The organism is Candidatus Latescibacter sp. IFSED24 (assembly GCF_058273205.1).
On the sequence record NZ_CM177850.1, the window covers coordinates 3,014,174 to 3,032,167 of the forward strand.

The window sequence follows — 17,994 nt, forward strand, 5'->3', positions numbered from 1 at the left end:
ATGCCCGACACCATCCTCTTCATCAGCGATATCCACGCCAACTACCACGTCATCGACGCCCAGGTCGAGCACGCCGAGACCGAGCTCGGCATCCCGGTCAAGGAAGTCCTGGTGCTTGGCGATTTCGGTTTCTTCGGCGACGACCTGCACGCCTATTTCCGCCGCCAGAAGCGCCGCTTCCGCTGCCCGGTGGCCTTCATCGAGGGCAACCACGAGGATCACGGCTCGCTGGAAGCCCTGGCCGACAGCTACGCCGACGTGATCACCCACCTGCCCCGGGGCACGGTCCACGTGGCCGGACCCTGGCGCTGCCTCTGCCTGGGCGGCGCGCGCTACATGGACGCCTGGTCCACCCCCCGCGGTTGCGAGATCTCCCAGGCCGATGTCGCCGCCAGCCTGGCCCATTCGCCCGACGCCGTCGACCTGGTCATCACCCACGACTGCCCCGTGGGCATCGGCGTGCCCAACACCCCGGGGCTCGAGCACTACGGCCAGCCCGGGGTGCCCGAATTGAACCAGATCGCCGAACACTACCGGCCGCCGCTGTGGATCTTCGGCCACCACCATCGCTGGCACGAGGTCACCCACGAGGGCACGCGTTACCTCGGCCTGCCCCAGAGCTGGCTCGGCTATGCGTTGCTGGCTGCCGACGGCGAGGTCCGGACGGTGGCGCACGAGGTCCCCATCCGCTCCAGCTCGCGCTGGCGGCGGTGGTTCGGCTTGCGGTAGGCGGCGGGCAGGTCGCCCTAGTGCGCCCGCCTGGCGATGCCGCGGAGCATCCCGTTGAACACCGGTCCGTGCACCGGATAGAGCGTGTACCAGTAGACCAGCCCGAAGAGGCCCTCCGGGTCGTAGATGGCGGTCTGGCGGATGACCGCACCGTCGTCGCGGGGCTCCACCTCGAACTCGAGCCACGCCCGTCCCGGCAACTTCATCTCGGCCCGCAGGCGCAGCAGCCGGTCGGGTTCATAGCGCTCGACCCGCCAGAAGTCCACCGCGTCGCCCACGTGCAGCGTCTCCGGATCGCGCCGACCGCGGCGCAGGCCCACGCCGCCGACGAGCAGGTCGAGCCAGCCCCGCAGCTGCCACAGGAACTGGAACGCGTACCAGCCGTTCTTGCCGCCGATGCGCCGGATCGGAGCGAAGGCCCTGGGCACGGGCACGTCCACCGTCAGCGAGCGGGCGTCGAGCAGCCGGTTGCGGTAGCGCACCCCGGCACGGCCCGATTGCGGTCCCGCGGCGGAATAGGCGTCGAACCAGCTGGTCTCGGCGAACTCCTGCTCCTCGTTGCGCATGGCCCTGGCGATGGCCTCCGCCATCCCCCGGGGGCGGACGCTGAAGGCGCGAAGCGCCGCGTCGTCATGCACCACGGTGGGATGCTCGATGCTCTCGATGAGCTTCTTGCCCACCCGCGCGTAGAGCGGCGTGACCAGGCCGAGCCAGAGGCTGGACAGGCGCGGCGTCAGCACCGGGACCGGCACCATCACCCGGCGCAGGCCGCGCTGACGCGCGTACTCGCGCATGAGGTCGCCGTACGACGCCCGGTCGGCGCCGCCGATCTCGAACACGCGCGATTCGGGCGGCAGGTCGCGCGACTCGATCAGGTACTGGAGAAGATCGTCGATGGCGATGGGCTGGGCCTCGACGCCCACCCACTTGGGCGTGATCATCGCCGGCAAGCGCTCGACGAGCGCGCGGATCATCTCGAACGAGAGGCTGCCCGACCCCAGCACGATGGAGGAACGCAACTCGATGGTGGGCACGCCGCTGTCGCGCAGGATCCGCCCCACCTCGTGACGGCTGCGCAGGTGTGGCGAGAGGTCGGCATCGTCGCGAGCCAGTCCGCCCAGGTAGACGATCCGCTGGACGCCGGCCGCCCGCGCCGCCTCCCCGAAGTTCTGTGCGCCCGCGCGGTCCAGCTCCTCGAACCCATCGCGCGAGCCCATGGAATGCACGAGGTAGTAGGCGGTCTCGACCCCTGCCAGGGCCGCCGGCAGGGAGGCCGCATCGAGCACGTCGCCGGCCACGACCTCGGAGCCGGGGCCCACGCGGTCCTCGAGGCGTCCGGGGTTCCGGGCCAGCAGGCGCACCGGCAGTCCCCGGGACTCCAGGCGCGGCCAGAGCCGGCCGCCGACATAGCCCGTGGCCCCGGTGACCAGCACCCGGGGTCGGTCATCGTTGATCCCGTTCATGGGGCATCCTTCCGGTGGTGCGGTGATTCCCCGGCCAAGCTACCGCGACCGGCGTCCCGTGGCGAGGTTTCGTCAGTATTGATACGTTGCCCGTGCCTCGCAGGTGAGCCACCACCGGGAGTCGAGAACCATGAATCCGCGCCTCGCCCTCGTCCTGGCAATTTCGCTGGGGGTCGGGAGCACCCCCGCCGCAGGAGAGACCATGGCCGAAGGGTCGACCGTCATCGATTTCAGCGCCGCCGACCGCAGCGAATGGTATGTGGTCAACGACGGCGTCATGGGCGGCCGCTCGCAGAGCGACATCCGGCGCACCGACCGTGGGACTGGCCTCTTCACCGGCGAACTCTCGCTCGAGAACAACGGCGGCTTCGCCTCGGTGCGCGCCCGCGTGGGCCGGCGCGACCTCTCCGACCAGACCGGCCTCGAGATCCGCGTGCGGGGCGACGGCCGCACCTACCAGCTCCGGCTGCGCACCGACGACCGCTTCGACGGCGTGGCCTACCGCGCCTTCTTCCCCACCACGGACGGCGCCTGGACCACGATCCGCCTCGCGTTCGGCGAATTCGAGCCCACGTTCCGTGGTCGCGTCCTCACCGCGGCGCCCCCGCTCGACACCGCCCGCATCCAGCAGGTGGCCTTCATGCTGGCGGACAAGGATCCGGGGCCGTTCACCCTGGAGATCGACCACGTCCGGACCTATGCACCGGATCCCGGTGGTCCCTGAGGCACTCCTGGCCGATCCCCGCTTGTTTATTCGGCACCGGCACCCCTAGAATGGCCCATATCCTCTCACCTTCAGGACGAGGAGCCCTTCCATGTCCAGACTCTACCACCGCGTCACCAAGCCCGCGGCCCAGTCGCCCGGCACGGTCGAGTACACCGGCGAGCGCAAGGTAGACCAGGTCACCATCAAGATCATCGACTACGCCGGCGAACAGTTCGACGAGCGCGAGGTGACCGACATCGCGGAGTGCTTCGCCTATCGCGAGAGCGACACCGTCACCTGGATCAACATCAACGGGCTCCACGACACCGACCTGATCAACGACCTCGGCCGCCATTACGGACTGCATCCCCTGGTGCTCGAGGACATCGTCAACTACCACCAGCGGCCCAAGCTCGAGGACTTCGGCGACACCCTCTTCCTGGTCTGCCGCATGCTCCGCCTCGACACCCGCAACACCGAGATCCACTCCGAGCAGCTCAGCATGGTGCTCGGCGCCAACTTCCTGATCACCTTCCAGGAGGTCCCCGGCGACGTGTTCGAACCGGTGCGCCAGCGCCTGCGCGCGGGTCGCGGCCGCCTGCGGCGCCACGGTCCCGACTACCTCGCCTACGCGCTCCTGGACGCCGTCATCGACAGCTACTTCGTGGTGGCCGAGAAGTTCGGCGAACAGATCGAGACCATGGAGGAGGCCCTGCTCGCCGAGCCCGCCAACGAGGCGCTCGGCGCGCTGCACGGCCTCAAGCGCGAGCTGGTGCTCCTGCGCCGGGCGGTCTGGCCCATGCGCGAGGTCGTGGCCGGTCTGGATCGCCTGGAGTCCGAACTCGTGGGCGACCAGATCTCGCCGTTCCTGCGCGACCTCCACGACCACGTCATCCAGGTGGTGGACACCATCGAGTCGTTCCGCGACATGCTCGCCAGCCTGCAGGACCTCTACATGTCCAACGTCAGCAACCGCATGAACGACGTCATGAAGGTGCTCACCGTTTTCGCCTCGATCTTCGTGCCCTTGACCTTCGTCGCCGGCATCTACGGCATGAACTTCTCGTTCATGCCCGAGCTGCAGTGGAAATGGAGCTACCCGATCTTCTGGGTGGTGATCGTGGCCATGGTTGTGGGGATGCTGCAATACTTCCATCGCAAGAAATGGCTCTGAGATCATGCCGTCAGGGACCACCATGAGGCGTCATGCTCCTGGCACCCTGGCACCAAGGCCTTCCAACCGAGGCGGGAAACCATGTCCCCCATCCAGCTGCGGCGACTCGGCCTGCTGACAGCCTTCCTGATCGGCGCCTGCACCATGGCCCGGGCCCAGGCCATCCCCCGCGACCAGTACCTCCACTACGTGCCGCTCGAGCATCCCGCGCTCGTGGAGCAGACCGCCGCCAGCGCCGCGTTCCAGCTCTTCGGCGATCCCGCCGACCCGGCGTTCCGCGACGACGCCCCCCGCGACGGCATCGACGACGAGCGCGGCCGGCGCCTCCAGGAACTCGGCGCCCGCTTCGGCCCCATCATGGTGCTCAACACCACCAACCTGCCCATGGACTTCCGTCGCTTCATGACGCAGAGCCAGTCGTTCAACCTGCAGGTGGACACCTGGAGCCTGGTGGGCCAGGGCGCCCAGCTCCTGCGCAGCGACAACGTGGACCTGCTGGCCATGACCGACGCCCCGTGCCCGGACCTGCCCCGCGGCGCCCGCGACGTCGCCGGCGACTGCCTCCTGCTCGACCTTCTGGCGCGCTACGGCCCGGACGACCCCGACTACGCGACGATCGCCCCGCGCACCGAGGATCCGGCGCACCGCACCTTCGAGGTGATGTTCTTCGACTTCCCCGGCGACAGCCCCGAGACCTGGAAGACCGAGTTCGAGGACAGCTTCTCCGGCCTGCTCCCCTCGCGCTACCGCGACTTCCTCAAGGTCTACGTCCACCCCTTCATTCACGAGCACGTCTCGCCGCGGGGCGGCGAGCCGGGCTACGAGTTCATCCTGCAGTACTACTTCTTCTACCCCACCAACGACGGCGGCAACAACCACGAGGGCGACTGGGAGCACATCAACGTCTCGGTGGCGCCGCGCAGCACCATGGCGCGCCTGCTCACGGCCGACGAGGTCCGCGCCATCCTCGGCGGCAGCGCCTACGCCGACGCCGACCTGGACGATCCGCTGGTGATCCGCCACGTCGACTACTACTTCCACTACCAGGTCTACCGCATGGATTACACCACGCCCGACGCCTACGCCCCGGCGGAGATCTGGCGCCGGCAATGCGACGCCGAGCTGCAGGAGATCCACGGCGAGCGCCAGCTCTGGCGCGCCATCCGCCGCAACGCCTGGTGGGACGGCGCGGAAACCGTGGTCAACACCCACCCCATCTGCTACGTCGGCGCCGACAACAAGGGCCTCGACCAGCTCCTGACCGCCCCCGGCGGCAAGAACCGGGACTCCCACGGCACATACCCCTTCCCCGGCCTCTACAAGGACATCGGCCCGGGCGGCGCCACCGAGCAGATCAACGCCTTCCTCGACCACCGGCAGTGGTACCGCAAACGGGATGGCGACCTCGCCGGCCGCGACCAGAAGCGCTTCGGACGCGGCGACGCCGTGCCCTACACCACCCCCGAGCGGGTGGAGGTCCTGCCCGACTGGGAATGCGTGGTCACCCCGGTGATGACCGACCCCGCCGCCCGCCGCGACTGGTTCTGGATGCTGCTGCCGGTCCGCTGGGGCTACCCCGCCACCGAGAGCCCCTTCGCCGGCGTGGTCGCCCACGCCGAGACCGGCAACCTCGCCCCGTTCGGCCCCATGTCCCAGGCGAACTGGAACCGCCCCGGCAGCACCGGCGGCAGCAACGACTACGAGCCGCACCGGTTCGAGACGCTCTTCCCGCTCGGCTTGCAGGACACCTTCGTCAACAGCTGGGGCTATCTGAACCTCACGTTGCCGGTGGTCGCCTCGCTGCCGCCGGTGGACTTCGCCTGGCGCCTGGTGGCCTATCCCTTCCGACTGCTCCTGCAGCGCAACGATCCGGTCTTCTTCCCCACCGCGACCATCCCCTCGCGCTTCGTGGGGGTCAACGCGGGTCTGAGCACCCTGCACTTCAACGAGGACGTCGCGACCCTGGTCTTCAACGGCGAACCCGGGCTCGAGGCGCTGCTGACTCTCGCCATCCTCGAACCCGACGGGTTCGCGAGTTCCACCCCGGAAGCCGAGAGCACCAACACCTGGTGGTGGCAGATCAGCTTCTATCTCGGCGGACGATTCTCCACCCAGAACACGCTGCTGCACTCGCGCAGCGACCTGGTTGTGTCCGGGATAGCCAACAGCGGCAACCAGCACCGGGCCACCTCCGAGCTCAACCTGTGGGAATACGCCGGCAGCTTCCGCTACGACCTGCGCGACGCCTCGCTGCGGCCCTACCTCAAGGCCGGCTATGGCTGGACGTGGTATCGCTCCGAGAAGACCGCGGTCGACGGGCAGCAGCTCCCCACGCCCGACGGCGAGTGGATCAACCGCCCCTCGCTGGACAGCTTCGCCGACATCCTGCCCAACAGCTGGCACGTCGGCGCCGGCCTGGAGCTCCTGACCTACCGCAGCGGCGCGCCCTTCCCCCAGGGCGTGGACGTGAGCCTGGTGGGCGAGTTCACCTACACGAGCACCAGCCTCGGCATCGACGACTGGCTGCGGGTGGCCGGCTCGGGCGACCTGAGCGAGGGGCTCATCGAGGAGCTGTCGTTCCAGCGCTGGACCTGGAGCCTGGGGCTGACGCTGGGGTTCTGAGCAGCCGACCCGCTGCTGGCCCTGGCGCCGGCGAGGGCGACGATGCGCGTCGCGATGCATCCTTATCCCGCCGTCACTCGTCATGAAGGCGGATCCCAGGCACGATGGAGGCCGTCAAGCCCACGGAGGTTCACGTCTTGATCCGGGTCGCCGCAATCATGGCCGCGTTCGTGGTCCTGGCCATCGTCGTGTTCCAGCTGGTACCGCTGGCCGACTCTCCCGAGAGGGTCTTCGATAAGGTCTGGACGACCTTCGACGAGCACTACGCGCTCTTCGAGGTCAAGGACGTCGACTGGCAGGCGCTCCGCGACGAGTACCGCCCGCAGATCACCGGAGACTCCAGCGAGGAGGAGCTCTTCGACGTCCTCACCCGGATGCTTTCGCATCTGGACGACAACCACGTCATGCTGCGTGCGACGTCGCTCGGCAAGGATTTCAACGCCGGCAATCTGGGGCACTACATCGCCGACCTCGGCCTGGACGGCGCCCTGGAATGGCTGGACCAGCGCCCGCTCGCCAGCTCGTCGTTCCGGGGCGAGCCGCGACTCGCGGGCGAGGGCAGGATCCAGTACGGCTGGCTGGACGACCGCGTCGGCTACCTGCACCTCGGCGCTTTCGAGGGCGTGGACGTCAGCGCGGCGGCCGTCGACACGATCCTCCTCGAGATGGCCGACGCCCGCGCCTGGATCGTGGACGTCCGCTTCAACAGCGGTGGCGACGACCGTGTCGGCAAGGCCGTCGCCGACCGCTTCGCTGATCGCCGGCGGCTGTACATGGTCTCCCGCGACCGCCACGGCCCCGACCATGACGACTTCGCCAGGGCGAGGTACTGGCACGTCGATCCCGCCGCGCACGCCTTCAACGGTCCGGTGATCCTGCTCACGAACCGCCTCTCCATCAGCGCCGCCGAGAACTTCGCCCTGGCCATGCGCACCCTGCCCCACGTCACCGTGGTCGGCGACACGACCTCGGGCTGCATGGCCGACATGCAATGGTACGATTTGCCCAACGGCTGGCGCGTCTCGCTCTCGCGGAACCTCTTCGTCGATCATGACGACCGCTGCTGGGAGGGGATCGGGGTACCCCCAGACACGGTGGTCGCCGCCGATCCGGGCGGCCCTGGCCCCGACGCCGCCCTCGAGACCGCCCTGCGGCTGCTGCAGGGCGACGGCCCGCCGCTCCAGGACGAGAGCGCCAGCGCGGCGGCGGCCCGCTTCGACCTGGTCGAGATCCTCGAGGAGCTCCTCGAGTCCGACGAGTTCCCGGCGGTGCGGCAGCGTTTCGATCGCCTGCGGCAGGACGCGAACCCGGAGCAGTGCCATGCGGACCGCGACGAGATCAACGCGCTGGGCTACCGCATGCTCCGCCGCGACCGCGTCGACGACGCCGTCGGCGTCTTCCTGATCTACGTGGAGCTCAAGCCCCACGACGCCAACGCCTACGACAGCCTCGGCGAGGCCTACATGGTCCGCGGCGACACCGAACTCGCCATCGCGAACTACGAACGCTCCCTGGAGCTGGATCCCGACAACCGTAACGCCGAGAGGATGCTGCGGCGGCTGCGCTGATCCCGCGGGCACCTGCGCCACCACTTCTCGCCGCCAGCCAGCCTCATCAGCGACGACCAGGACCTCTCCTTCCCGGTCACCGCCTCGCTCCCGCGGATGCGGAGGGAGCGTCGCCCTGCAACCAAATGCTGATTTATCCGTTACCCACCAAGGTTCGAATTGAAAAGCCATCACCGTATTGCCGCCGGGTAGTATTCTGCGCCGAGTGGGGAGGCGGCCCCGTTGCCGACGATGGTCCGAACCGACGCTCAGGAGGAAGCATGAAGACCCCGACAAGACCGACCGTCCGGATCGCCGTTCTCCTGACCATTTCGCTCACCCTGTGCCTCGGCGTGGCGCGATCCAAGCCGACCACGGATCCGCACATCGCCCGGGTCGAGACCAATCTCCTGCCCTACCAGATCATCGACACCCAGCCGGCCTACCGCCTGCCGGACCGCATGGAGCATTACCGCGTCCCGGGCGTGAGCATCGCGGTCATCGAGGATTTCGAGGTCCAGTGGGTGGCCCATTACGGGGTCAAGGCGGCGGCGTCCGCCGAACCCGTGGACGGCGAGACCTACTTCAACGTGGGATCGCTGAGCAAGGCGATGACCTCGGCGTGCATCCTCTCCCTCGTCGAGCAGGGCAAGATCGACCTGAACGCGGACGTGAATCCGCAGCTCGAATCCTGGCGGATCCCCGAGAACGAGTTCACGGCCCAGGCCCGCGTCACGCCCCTGCTGCTGATGAACCACAGCGCGGGCTTGCCGCATCGGCCGCCCCACACCTACACCGCGGACCGGCTGCCCACCGCGATCCAGCTGGTCGAGGGCGAACCGCCGGCGCGTTCCACGCCGTTGCGCGTGGTCCAGGTCCCGGGCACGGGCTTCCAGTACTCCAACGGCGGCTTCACGGTGCTGCAGATCCTGACCGAGGACGTGACCGGCCTGCCGTTCGACGAGGCGGCCCGTCGGCAGGTCTTCGCGCCGCTGGGTCTCACGCACGCGACGTTCACCACGCCGCTGCCCGCCGACCTGATGCCCAGGGCGGCCACCGGTCACGGCGCCGACGGCGAGAACATCGCCGACCCCCACATCTGGATGCCCCATCTCGGCGCCGGCGGCCTGTGGATCACGGCGGAAGATTACGCCCACTTCGTGGTGGAGCTGCAGAAATCGGCGCACGGCGAATCCAACCGTCTGTTCTCCAAGCAGCTCGCGCTGGAGATGCTCTCCCCGCACGCCGCGACGATCTACGGCCTGGGTGTGTTCCTCTACGAGGGCAACGGGGAGGAACCCTTCTTCAGCCACATCGGCGACGGGCCGGGCTTCGTGGCCGGCTTCGCGTCGCACCGCACGAAGGGATTCGGCGCGGTGGTGATGACCAACGGCCAGGGCGGCATCAATCTCTGCCGCGAGGTGATTCGCAGCGTGGCCAGGGTCTACGATTGGCCCGGCTATCTGCCGGCCACGCGCCACGAGATCCCACTGACCAGGGACGATGTGGACAGGCTGCAGGGCCGCTACCGCATGGGGCTCGACACCGTCATCGCCCTGCATGGTGACGGGGAAAACCTCGAGCTCAACAGCGAATCGATCGGCGGTTGCCGCCTGTTCCAGGTGGCTCCCGATACGTTCGTCTGCTTGCAGCGAAAAGGCGAGCTGGCCATGGGCGTGGACCCGGCGACAAGGGAGAACTACATCGATTTCCGCCTCTCCGACGAGCTCGGACGCGTGGGCGAGACCGCGCAGCGCGCCACGATTCTGGCGGCCGGGGAGACGACGCCGCTGGAGAAGCTGCTCGCCGGCCAGATGGCGGCCGCCCAGGCGGAGTATCTCGCGTTCATGGCCGAATACCCGGACCACCAGGACATCCAGGAGTCGCGCTTCAACCGGCTGGGCTACCGGCTGTTGCGGGAAGGGAACGTCGAGAGGGCCCTGTCCGTCTTCCAACTCAACACCGTGCTCTATCCGGCCAGCGGCAACGTGTACGACAGTTTCGGGGAGGCGCTCCTGGCCAGCGGGCGGAAAGACGAGGCGATCGCCAGCTACGAGAAGGCGCTGGCGCTGGATCCGCAGAACACGAATGCGGCCAGGATCCTGGCGGAACTGAGGACCGGAAGCCAGCACTGAGTGGCTTTCCGGATCGTCACGCAGCGGATGCGCGGACGTCCTGGCCTATTCCACTCGCCGTCGCTCGGTCACCGGCACCCCGCCGATCCCCCAGTTGTCGGTGTCGACCTCTTCGATCACCACCACGGTGGTGGCCGGGTTCTTCCCCAGCACCCGGGCCAGCAGCTCGGTGACCCCGGCGATGAGCTCGGCCTTCTGGTCCCGGGTCGCACCCTCCCGGGTGATCTTGATGTTCACGTAGGGCATGCTGGCTCCTCGCTGTCGGCGTTCCATAGGGCGGGCGGCGTCACCCGTCTCTCCAGTCTACCATGTCGGCAACGAGGTCGATCCCTCGTCATGCATTCGTCTCCGTGCAGAATGGAGGAATCCCATGCCACGCCTGACCCCCGCCCTCTCCCTGCTGGCGCTGCTTATTCTTCTCATGGCCGGCACCGCCATGGCTCAGGACGACGACCAGGACGACCAGCCCTCGCTCTTCGTCAACCTCACCAGCGACGAGATGAACCGCGCCGCCATGGCCATCAGCTTCAGCACCCGGGTGCGGACCGAGAAGCAGATCCCGGTGACCATCTTCCTGAACGTCGAGGGCGCCCGGCTGGCCGACACCGGACTTCCCCCGCACCGGCACGTTTCCGGTCAGACCCTGCAAGAGATGCTCTCCAAATTCCTGACCGCCGGCGGCCACGTGATCGTCTGTCCCATGTGCCTGAAGAACGTGGCGGGGATCACCGCGGCCGAGGTCCTCGACGGCATCGAGGTGGGCAGTTCCGAGGTCACCTGGCCGCCGCTGTTCGCCGACGACGTGACCGTGCTCAGCTACTGAACGCGAGCGGAAAGTAACCGCAATCGGTCGGACACGAAGAAGCCCCGGGGCAAGGTCCCCGGGGCTTCTTCGTGCCGTCTTCGCTCGCGGAGAACGGAGCCTAGAAGAAGAAGGTCGCCGTCAAACCGGGTGCGAACAGGCCGATGCGGGAATAGTTATCCGAGCTCGTCAGCTGGAAGGGGAACACGCGCACACCGATATCCAGGTTCTCGGTGGCCGGGATCCGGTATTCACCGAAGAGGCCGAAGGTGAAGGCCGAGTTCCCGTCGTCGTTGATGACGATGGCGTCGGTTTCGAGATAGAACATGCCGCCGAAGTAGATGCGGCCCGGTCCGAGATCGATCGGCGAGTAGCCGCCGCCGACCTGCATCATGAACTGGGTCTGGTCCTCGCCGCTGCGCAGCGAGAATCCGAACTCGACCTCGGCCTGGGGGAAGTCCAGGACACCCAGGGGCATGAACGCCGTCTTGCCCAGCAAGCCGTCGTTGATCCGGGTCAGGGCGGTCCCCACGCCGAATCGCATCGCATTGTTCGAGCTCGGGCTCTGGGCCAGCGCCGTGCCGGCGATCAACACGATTCCCATCATCAGTACGACCAGGAATACCGTAATGCGTTGCATGAGTGGATTCTCCCTCTATGGAGGCATTTCAGGATCTGTGGGCGATGCCAGGACTATAGGGATTTCGAGCAATACGGTCGAGTGAAAAAAGGTGACAAATATCAGTTTTGCCTGTCTGCGCGTAACGCCTGCGTAACGCCCCCGGTGGATCTTGTTCCTGATAACCAGTTGGTCTGCAACGAACCGGGATCGGCCCCAAGCAGCGGTATTGGATCTCCGACCATGGTCTCGGCAGGTCTTCGTGTCACGGCGCTGTCATGATGAACCAACACTTCGGGAGGTATACACATGAAGCGAATGACAGGACTCTTCCTGGCGATCGCCCTGATCCTGGCTACCGGCTCCTTGCCGTCCACCGTTCAAGCGCAGGAACGGTCCGGAGTGCAGGTCGATCTGGGCCTCGGCTTCACGAAGGGCATCGACGCCGAGAAGACGCTGGAACTGGGCAAGATCGATCAGTCGGCGGGGGGAACCTTCCGCTTCGGCCTGACCTACCGGCTGCCCCTGGCCAGCAACTTCTTCCTGAATCCCACCTTCAACATGGGGTTCTTCAATACGGAGATCGACTTCGGCGGCATGCTGATCAACGTGGGCGACGGCCAGCAGGCCAATCTGGAGACGATGGAGTGGAAGACGACGCAGATCAACTTCGGCGTCCACCCGGTTTACTACTTCATGCCGCCCACGGCCAAGTTGCGCGCCTATGGCGGTCTGGGCTTGAAGCTGAACATCAACAGCTTCGGCGACGTGGACGTCAAGTTCCGGCAAGGCGACACCACCCTGGACGCGGCCGACGGCAAGACCAGCATCGCGCTGGGCCCCATGGTCGGCTTCGATTACCAGATCAAGCCCAACCTGTCCATTCCGTTCTGGCTGCAATATGACCTGCTGTTCGCCGAGGACATGAGCGGCGTCTTCATGGTCATGACCGGCACGACGTTCTATTTCTAGCGGAGCCTCCGCGGCCCGGCGGCGATCCCGATCACCGCCGGGCCGATCCCCCGGCGAAAGGGCGATACCATGCACTGCCGTCTGATCTTATGCCTGGCCACGCTGTTGCTGGTGCTGGGCGCGACCGCCGGCCTGGCCGAGCCCAGGACCGGCAAGGAACTCATGGAGCTGGTGCGCGAGAAGAACGACAGCCATTCCCAGGTCTCCCAGGTCTCCATGCAACTGATCGACAAGAAGGGCCGCACCCAGGATCGCAAGCTCGTGATCTTCGCCGAACAGGTGGGCAAGATCGAGAACACCTTGACCCGCTTCCTGGAACCCAAACGGGTCAAGGGCATCGGGTTCCTGGTGGTCAACGAAGGCGACCAGCCGCTGCGCTACCTGTACACGCCGGCGGACAAGAAGACCCGCCGCGTGCCCGAGGGCGACAACAAGAAGAGCTTCCAGGGCACGGACTTCACCTACTACGACCTGAGCCCGCACGACGTGGATTCGGACAACTACGAGCCGCTGCGCAGCGAGACCTACGAGGGCCACGACTGCTGGGTGTGCACGTCGCTGCCCCAGGGCGACAACGAGATCTACAGCAAGGTCGTCCAGTGGATCCGCAAGGACATCTACCTGCCGGTGAAGATCGACTTCTACGACCCGGCCGGCGAAAAGCTGAAGACCTCCTTCGCTACCGAGCTCAAGAAGGTCGACGGCTACTGGACGCCCATGACGACCATCATGCACAACGTGCAGACCGATCATCAGACCGTCATGAAGATCGACCGGGTGCAGTTCGACCAGAAACTGCCGGCGAATCTGTTCTCCAAGACGAGCCTGGAAAAGGGCTCATGAGGGGTGGCGATTGAGATGGGTCGATCCTTCTTCGCAGCCATGTACCGGGCGCGCTGGGCCGTCGTGGCGGCGACTTTCGCCGTCACCGTGCTGCTGACACCCCATGTGGCCACGATTCGCTTCGATTCTTCCAGCGAGGGGTCGGTTCCGCGCAACGACTCGAACCAGGCCTATTTCGAGCAGGTCAAGGAGGACTTCGGCAACGACCAGGTGGCCATGGTCGTTCTCCTGAGCCGGGACGAACTGGGGGTCTTCAACGCCCGAACGCTGACGAAGGTCGAGATGCTCACGGAGACCCTGGCCGGGCTCGATGGCGTGGACAACGTGGTCAGCCTGACCAACTCGACCTTCCTGTCGGGCATGGGCGGCGACGAGCTGGTCAACGACCTGATCGTACCGGAAATCCCTCGCGACCGCGAGGCGGCCCGCAACCTGCGGCGCGAGGTCCTGGACAACCCCATCTTCCACAAATCCCTGGTCTCGCCCGACGGGCAGGCCGCGGCCATCAACGTGTTCCTGGCCAATCAGCCGGACAGCCTGCTCCTGGCCACGGGCCTGGACGACAGGATCGCCGAGCTGGTGGCCGCCGCCCAAGGGCCGGAGGAGGTGTACTACGCCGGCTTGATCCATACGCGGATGGAGATCAACAAGACCATGAAACGGGATCTGGGGCGCTTCGTGCCCATGTCCTTCGTGATGATCCTGCTGATCCTGCTCGTGGCCTTCCGGAGCGTCCGCGGCGTGCTGCTGCCTGCGATGACGATCCTGATCGCCCTGATCTGGAACTTCGGTCTGATCGGCCTGCTCGGGGTGACCATCAGCTTGACCACGACGATCATCCCGCCCTTGTTGATCGCCATCGCCTGTTCGATGAGCATTCACGTCGTCGCCGCCTTCCAGGCCCAGGCCGCCGCGACGGGAGACAAGCAGGAGGCCGTGGTCGGCGCCTTCAGCGAGGTGGCCGCCCCGCTGATCATCGCGGCCCTGACCACCGCCATCGGCTTCGGGTCGCTGGTCATCAGCCCCATTCCCAACACCCAGAAGGTGGGCGTCTTCGCGGTGGCGGGCATCCTGCTCGCCATCTGGGTGGTCTTCACCTTCGCCCCGGCGATGCTCTCGATCCTGCCGCTGCCTCGCGCCAGGACCGCCGGGCGCCCGGGCCGGGATATCATGCCCAGGCTGGTGGAGGCGATCATCCGTTTCAACCTGCGGCGACGCGGCCTGATCCTGGCCACCGCGGGCGCCGTGATGGTGCTGTCGGTGGTGGGGCTGCTGCGCATCGAGGTCGACACCGACTTCCTCTCCTACTTCAAGGAGGATTCGGACGTGCGCCAGGCCGCCGACATCATCGGCGAGAACCTGGCCGGCGTGTCGACCTTCTACGTCATCGCCTCCTCCGACTCCACCGACATCATGCGCGAGGGCGATGTGCTGCGCGGCATCGAGCAATTGCAGCGCTACATGGAAGCCAGGCCCAGCATCGACAAGGCCACGAGCATGGTGAACATCATCCAGCTCTGGCACCAGGCCCTGTCGGCCGACCATCCCGATTCCTTCAAGGTGCCGGCCGACCAGCAGGCCCTGGACGCCGCCGTGTTCCTGACCATCGATCAGGAGGAACCCGCGGTGCGGGCGCACTACGTGGTGGAGGACTACAGCGAGCTGGCGGTGTTCGCCCGTTCCCAGCTCGTCTCGACCACCGACCTGGCCCGGACCATCGACGAGATCGAGGCCTACGCCCGCGAGGTTTTGCCGCCGGCGGTGTCGGTGGAGGCCACCGGTACGGTGGTGATCTTCGCCAAGATGATCGGTGCCGTGATCGACGGTCAACGCGACTCCTTGCTGCTGGCCGTCGGACTGATCTGCGCGATCATGGCCGTGCTGTTCCGTTCGGTCCGGGTGGGACTGATCTCCATGATCTCGAACCTGGTGCCGATCTTCGTGATCTTCGGCATCATGGGCTGGTTCGGCATCTCGCTGAATCTGGGCACGAGCATCGTGGCGTCCATTTCGCTGGGCATCGCCGTCGACGACACCATCCACTACCTGGTGAACTACCGCCGCGCCCTGGCCAGGGGCATCGACCGCCGCGAGGCCGTCGCCGTGGCCCTGCGCCAGGTGGGGCAGCCGGTGATCTTCACCAGCTTCGCCCTGGCCCTGGGCTTCGCCGTCATCTGCTTCTCGGACTTCGGCATGCTCTTCGCGGTGGGTCTGCTGTCGGGCATCACCATGATCACTTGCCTGATCTCGGATCTCTTCCTGACCACGGCGCTGACCTTGACCTTCGACTTCGCCAAGAATCTCGGGCCCGCCCGGTCCGACCAGCCGCTCGCCCTGACTGCGGAGGATGCGCAATGATGAACACGGGACCTGTTTCTCGCCGCACCGGCCTGACCCGCACGGCAGTCACCCTGGCGTTGATCCTGACCGCGGGCCTCTGGCTGGCCGACGTGGCCATGGCCGATGAACTGGCGCCCGGAGACCGCGGCGCCGGCGTCAAGCAACTGCAGCAGCAACTGACCGAGCTGGGTTACGACGTGGGGCTGGTCGACGGCGTCTACGGCAACCGCACGCGCGGCGCCGTGCGGCGATTCCAGCTCGACAACGACCTGCCGCCCACGGGCAAGGTCGACGAAGCGACCTGGCAGACCGTCATGGCCGGGGGGCAGGCGGCCGCCCCCACGGAAGAGGCGGTGGTCGAGGAGTCCGCCGAGGGCGCGAGCGAGCTGGACGACGGTTTCGACCTCTCGGAGTGGGGCCTTGCCGGCGGTGAATCCAGCACCATGGAGATGGGCGGCGAGATCAGGACCGGCTACGGCGCCAAGTTCTCCGACTCGGATGTGCGCTTTCCCGTCCTGGTCTACATCGACGAGAACACCCAGGGCTTCGACGCCGTGGACGCCACCGAGGCCATGACCTACCAGGCCAACTACGCCCAGCTCTGGTGGAAAGGATCGTTCGCCAACAATCTCAGCGCCTACGCGGCGCTGGACTTCACCTTCTTCGGCGGCCCGGAACGCCCGTTCACCGACGACCTGACCTTCGAGGTCGACGAGGCCTACGTGACCTATGCCGGCAAGGAGATCAGCTGGACCGCGGGCAAGGAGAAGATCAACTGGGGCGTGATGGACCTGATCTCGCCGTTCAACATCCTGAACTCGGCCAATTTCCTCGACCCCTTCGTCAACACCGGCCTGCACGACCAGCGCGGACAGTGGGGCCTGCATTTCAACTGGGACAAGGTGGATGAGTATCGGCTCGAGGTCTTCCTGGCGCCGATCTGGAACCGCTCCATCGTGCCCATGGCCCGCACGGGATTCGAGGATCCCGACGCGATCGCCGCCGACTACTGGCTGCCGCCGATCTTCGCCGGCATCCCCGAGCTGATCTGGCTGGGCAATGCGGTGGAACTGGAGAACGGACAGCTCATCGACATGGTGTACTACAACGAGCATGCCGGCCTGAAGGAACCGCCCAAGGACCCGAGCACCTTCTCCCTGGGCACGCGGTTCCTGACCACGAGGGGCGAGTACGACCTGGGCGCCTACTTCATCACCAGCAAGGACCCCAAGCCCACGATCGCCACTGATCTGAAGTTCGATTTCGGCACCATCGATCTGGGCGGCAACATCGGCCAGCGCACGGTCCAGCTCATCTACACGCGCATCCAGCAGGATTTCTCCCGGGTGTATGCGGGAGGCTTCTCGGTGGAGACGGTCAAAGGCAAGTTCCGGCTCAAGAACGAGACCGCCGTGACCTACGGTCGGCGCTACTTCCCGGACATCGTCAGCGGCGCCGGGATGCAGGAGCTGTTCCGGCGGGTGGCCGAGAACGCAGATATCTACGGCAACTACACCGAGGTGGGCGATCGCTACGCGGCCCTGCATCTGCAATTCGGCGGCGAGTACACCATCCCCGGCGCCGACATCATCACGGCCCTGCAACTCGGGTACCGCCATCGTTTCGGCTACGAGGAGATCTACTTCGGCGAGGCGGATTACGTCGACATGACCTTCTACGCCCAGAAGTCGTTCGCCGAGAACCAGTTCACGGCCTCGCTATCGTCCCTGCTGCAGACCACCGGCGGCTCGGGCTATCTGTCGCCCCGTCTGCGCTACGTGCCGCGGGCGCTGGACTCCGTGGAGCTGGGACTGGGCATCAACTATTTCTTCGGCGAGAGCGAGCAGGTCTTCGACCAGTACAGCACCTACACGACCATCCTGGGCAGCTACAAGAACTACTCCCACATCTTCGTGACGGGGAAGTATCTGTTCGGGATCGGGTTGTAGGGCATCCGAGGCAGCCCTTGTGGGCTCCCTGCAACACGGTGATGTGGGCTCAGGTCAGCACGCCACCGTCACGATGTCGATCGCCGCAATCGG

General features: G+C 66.6%; 14 protein-coding genes. 11 read left to right on the plus strand and 3 right to left on the minus strand.

Annotated features, from left to right (window positions below; genetic code table 11):
• A complete protein-coding gene (locus IFSED24_RS12200; protein ID WP_491331742.1) occupies positions 1-729 on the plus strand; it encodes a metallophosphoesterase family protein in 729 nt (242 codons plus the stop codon).
• Between the two features lie 17 nt (positions 730-746).
• On the opposite strand, the gene IFSED24_RS12205 is transcribed toward IFSED24_RS12200, so the two are convergent.
• Complete coding sequence (locus IFSED24_RS12205) at positions 747-2,192, minus strand: SDR family oxidoreductase (protein WP_491331743.1); 1,446 nt, start codon at positions 2,190-2,192, stop codon at positions 747-749.
• A gap of 130 nt (positions 2,193-2,322) precedes the next feature.
• On the opposite strand from IFSED24_RS12205, the gene IFSED24_RS12210 reads away from it, so the two are divergent.
• The 5 genes from IFSED24_RS12210 to IFSED24_RS12230 all read left to right on the plus strand — a co-directional run bounded on the left by IFSED24_RS12210 (position 2,323) and on the right by IFSED24_RS12230 (position 10,376).
• Positions 2,323-2,916 (plus strand): CIA30 family protein, encoded by a 594-nt coding sequence (locus IFSED24_RS12210; protein ID WP_491331744.1) that lies wholly within the window; start codon positions 2,323-2,325, stop codon positions 2,914-2,916.
• Positions 2,917-3,007: 91 nt separating this feature from the next.
• The gene (corA, locus tag IFSED24_RS12215; RefSeq protein WP_491331745.1) at positions 3,008-4,072 is read left to right on the plus strand and encodes a magnesium/cobalt transporter CorA; all 1,065 of its coding nucleotides are present in this window, start codon (positions 3,008-3,010) and stop codon (positions 4,070-4,072) included.
• 81 nt (positions 4,073-4,153) lie between these two features.
• Complete coding sequence (locus IFSED24_RS12220; protein WP_491331746.1) at positions 4,154-6,694, plus strand: hypothetical protein; 2,541 nt, start codon at positions 4,154-4,156, stop codon at positions 6,692-6,694.
• Positions 6,695-6,831: 137 nt separating this feature from the next.
• Entirely contained in the window at positions 6,832-8,262 is a 1,431-nt protein-coding gene (locus IFSED24_RS12225) for a S41 family peptidase (RefSeq protein ID WP_491331747.1), read from the plus strand.
• 260 nt (positions 8,263-8,522) lie between these two features.
• Positions 8,523-10,376, plus strand: coding sequence for a serine hydrolase (locus tag IFSED24_RS12230; RefSeq protein WP_491331748.1), 1,854 nt, complete (start codon positions 8,523-8,525; stop codon positions 10,374-10,376).
• Positions 10,377-10,421: 45 nt separating this feature from the next.
• Here IFSED24_RS12230 and IFSED24_RS12235 read toward each other — a convergent pair whose 3' ends face one another.
• On the minus strand, positions 10,422-10,622 hold the full coding sequence (locus tag IFSED24_RS12235) for a tautomerase family protein (RefSeq protein ID WP_491331749.1): 201 nt from the start codon (positions 10,620-10,622) through the stop codon (positions 10,422-10,424).
• A gap of 124 nt (positions 10,623-10,746) precedes the next feature.
• Between IFSED24_RS12235 and IFSED24_RS12240 the strand changes: the two genes are divergently transcribed.
• Positions 10,747-11,199, plus strand: coding sequence for a DsrE family protein (locus tag IFSED24_RS12240; RefSeq protein ID WP_491331750.1), 453 nt, complete (start codon positions 10,747-10,749; stop codon positions 11,197-11,199).
• A gap of 100 nt (positions 11,200-11,299) precedes the next feature.
• On the opposite strand, the gene IFSED24_RS12245 is transcribed toward IFSED24_RS12240, so the two are convergent.
• On the minus strand, positions 11,300-11,818 hold the full coding sequence (locus IFSED24_RS12245) for a hypothetical protein (protein ID WP_491331751.1): 519 nt from the start codon (positions 11,816-11,818) through the stop codon (positions 11,300-11,302).
• Between the two features lie 288 nt (positions 11,819-12,106).
• Between IFSED24_RS12245 and IFSED24_RS12250 the strand changes: the two genes are divergently transcribed.
• The 4 genes from IFSED24_RS12250 to IFSED24_RS12265 all read left to right on the plus strand — a co-directional run bounded on the left by IFSED24_RS12250 (position 12,107) and on the right by IFSED24_RS12265 (position 17,901).
• Positions 12,107-12,769 carry an outer membrane beta-barrel protein gene (locus IFSED24_RS12250; RefSeq protein WP_491331752.1) on the plus strand — a complete coding sequence of 221 codons (663 nt, stop codon included), beginning with the start codon at positions 12,107-12,109 and terminating at the stop codon, positions 12,767-12,769.
• 69 nt (positions 12,770-12,838) lie between these two features.
• Positions 12,839-13,612, plus strand: coding sequence for an outer membrane lipoprotein-sorting protein (locus IFSED24_RS12255; RefSeq protein ID WP_491331753.1), 774 nt, complete (start codon positions 12,839-12,841; stop codon positions 13,610-13,612).
• A gap of 15 nt (positions 13,613-13,627) precedes the next feature.
• Complete coding sequence (locus IFSED24_RS12260) at positions 13,628-15,970, plus strand: efflux RND transporter permease subunit (protein ID WP_491331754.1); 2,343 nt, start codon at positions 13,628-13,630, stop codon at positions 15,968-15,970.
• Complete coding sequence (locus tag IFSED24_RS12265; protein WP_491331755.1) at positions 15,967-17,901, plus strand: peptidoglycan-binding domain-containing protein; 1,935 nt, start codon at positions 15,967-15,969, stop codon at positions 17,899-17,901. The genes IFSED24_RS12260 and IFSED24_RS12265 overlap by 4 nt, the downstream gene beginning before the upstream one ends.
• The last annotated feature ends 93 nt before the right edge of the window (positions 17,902-17,994 follow it).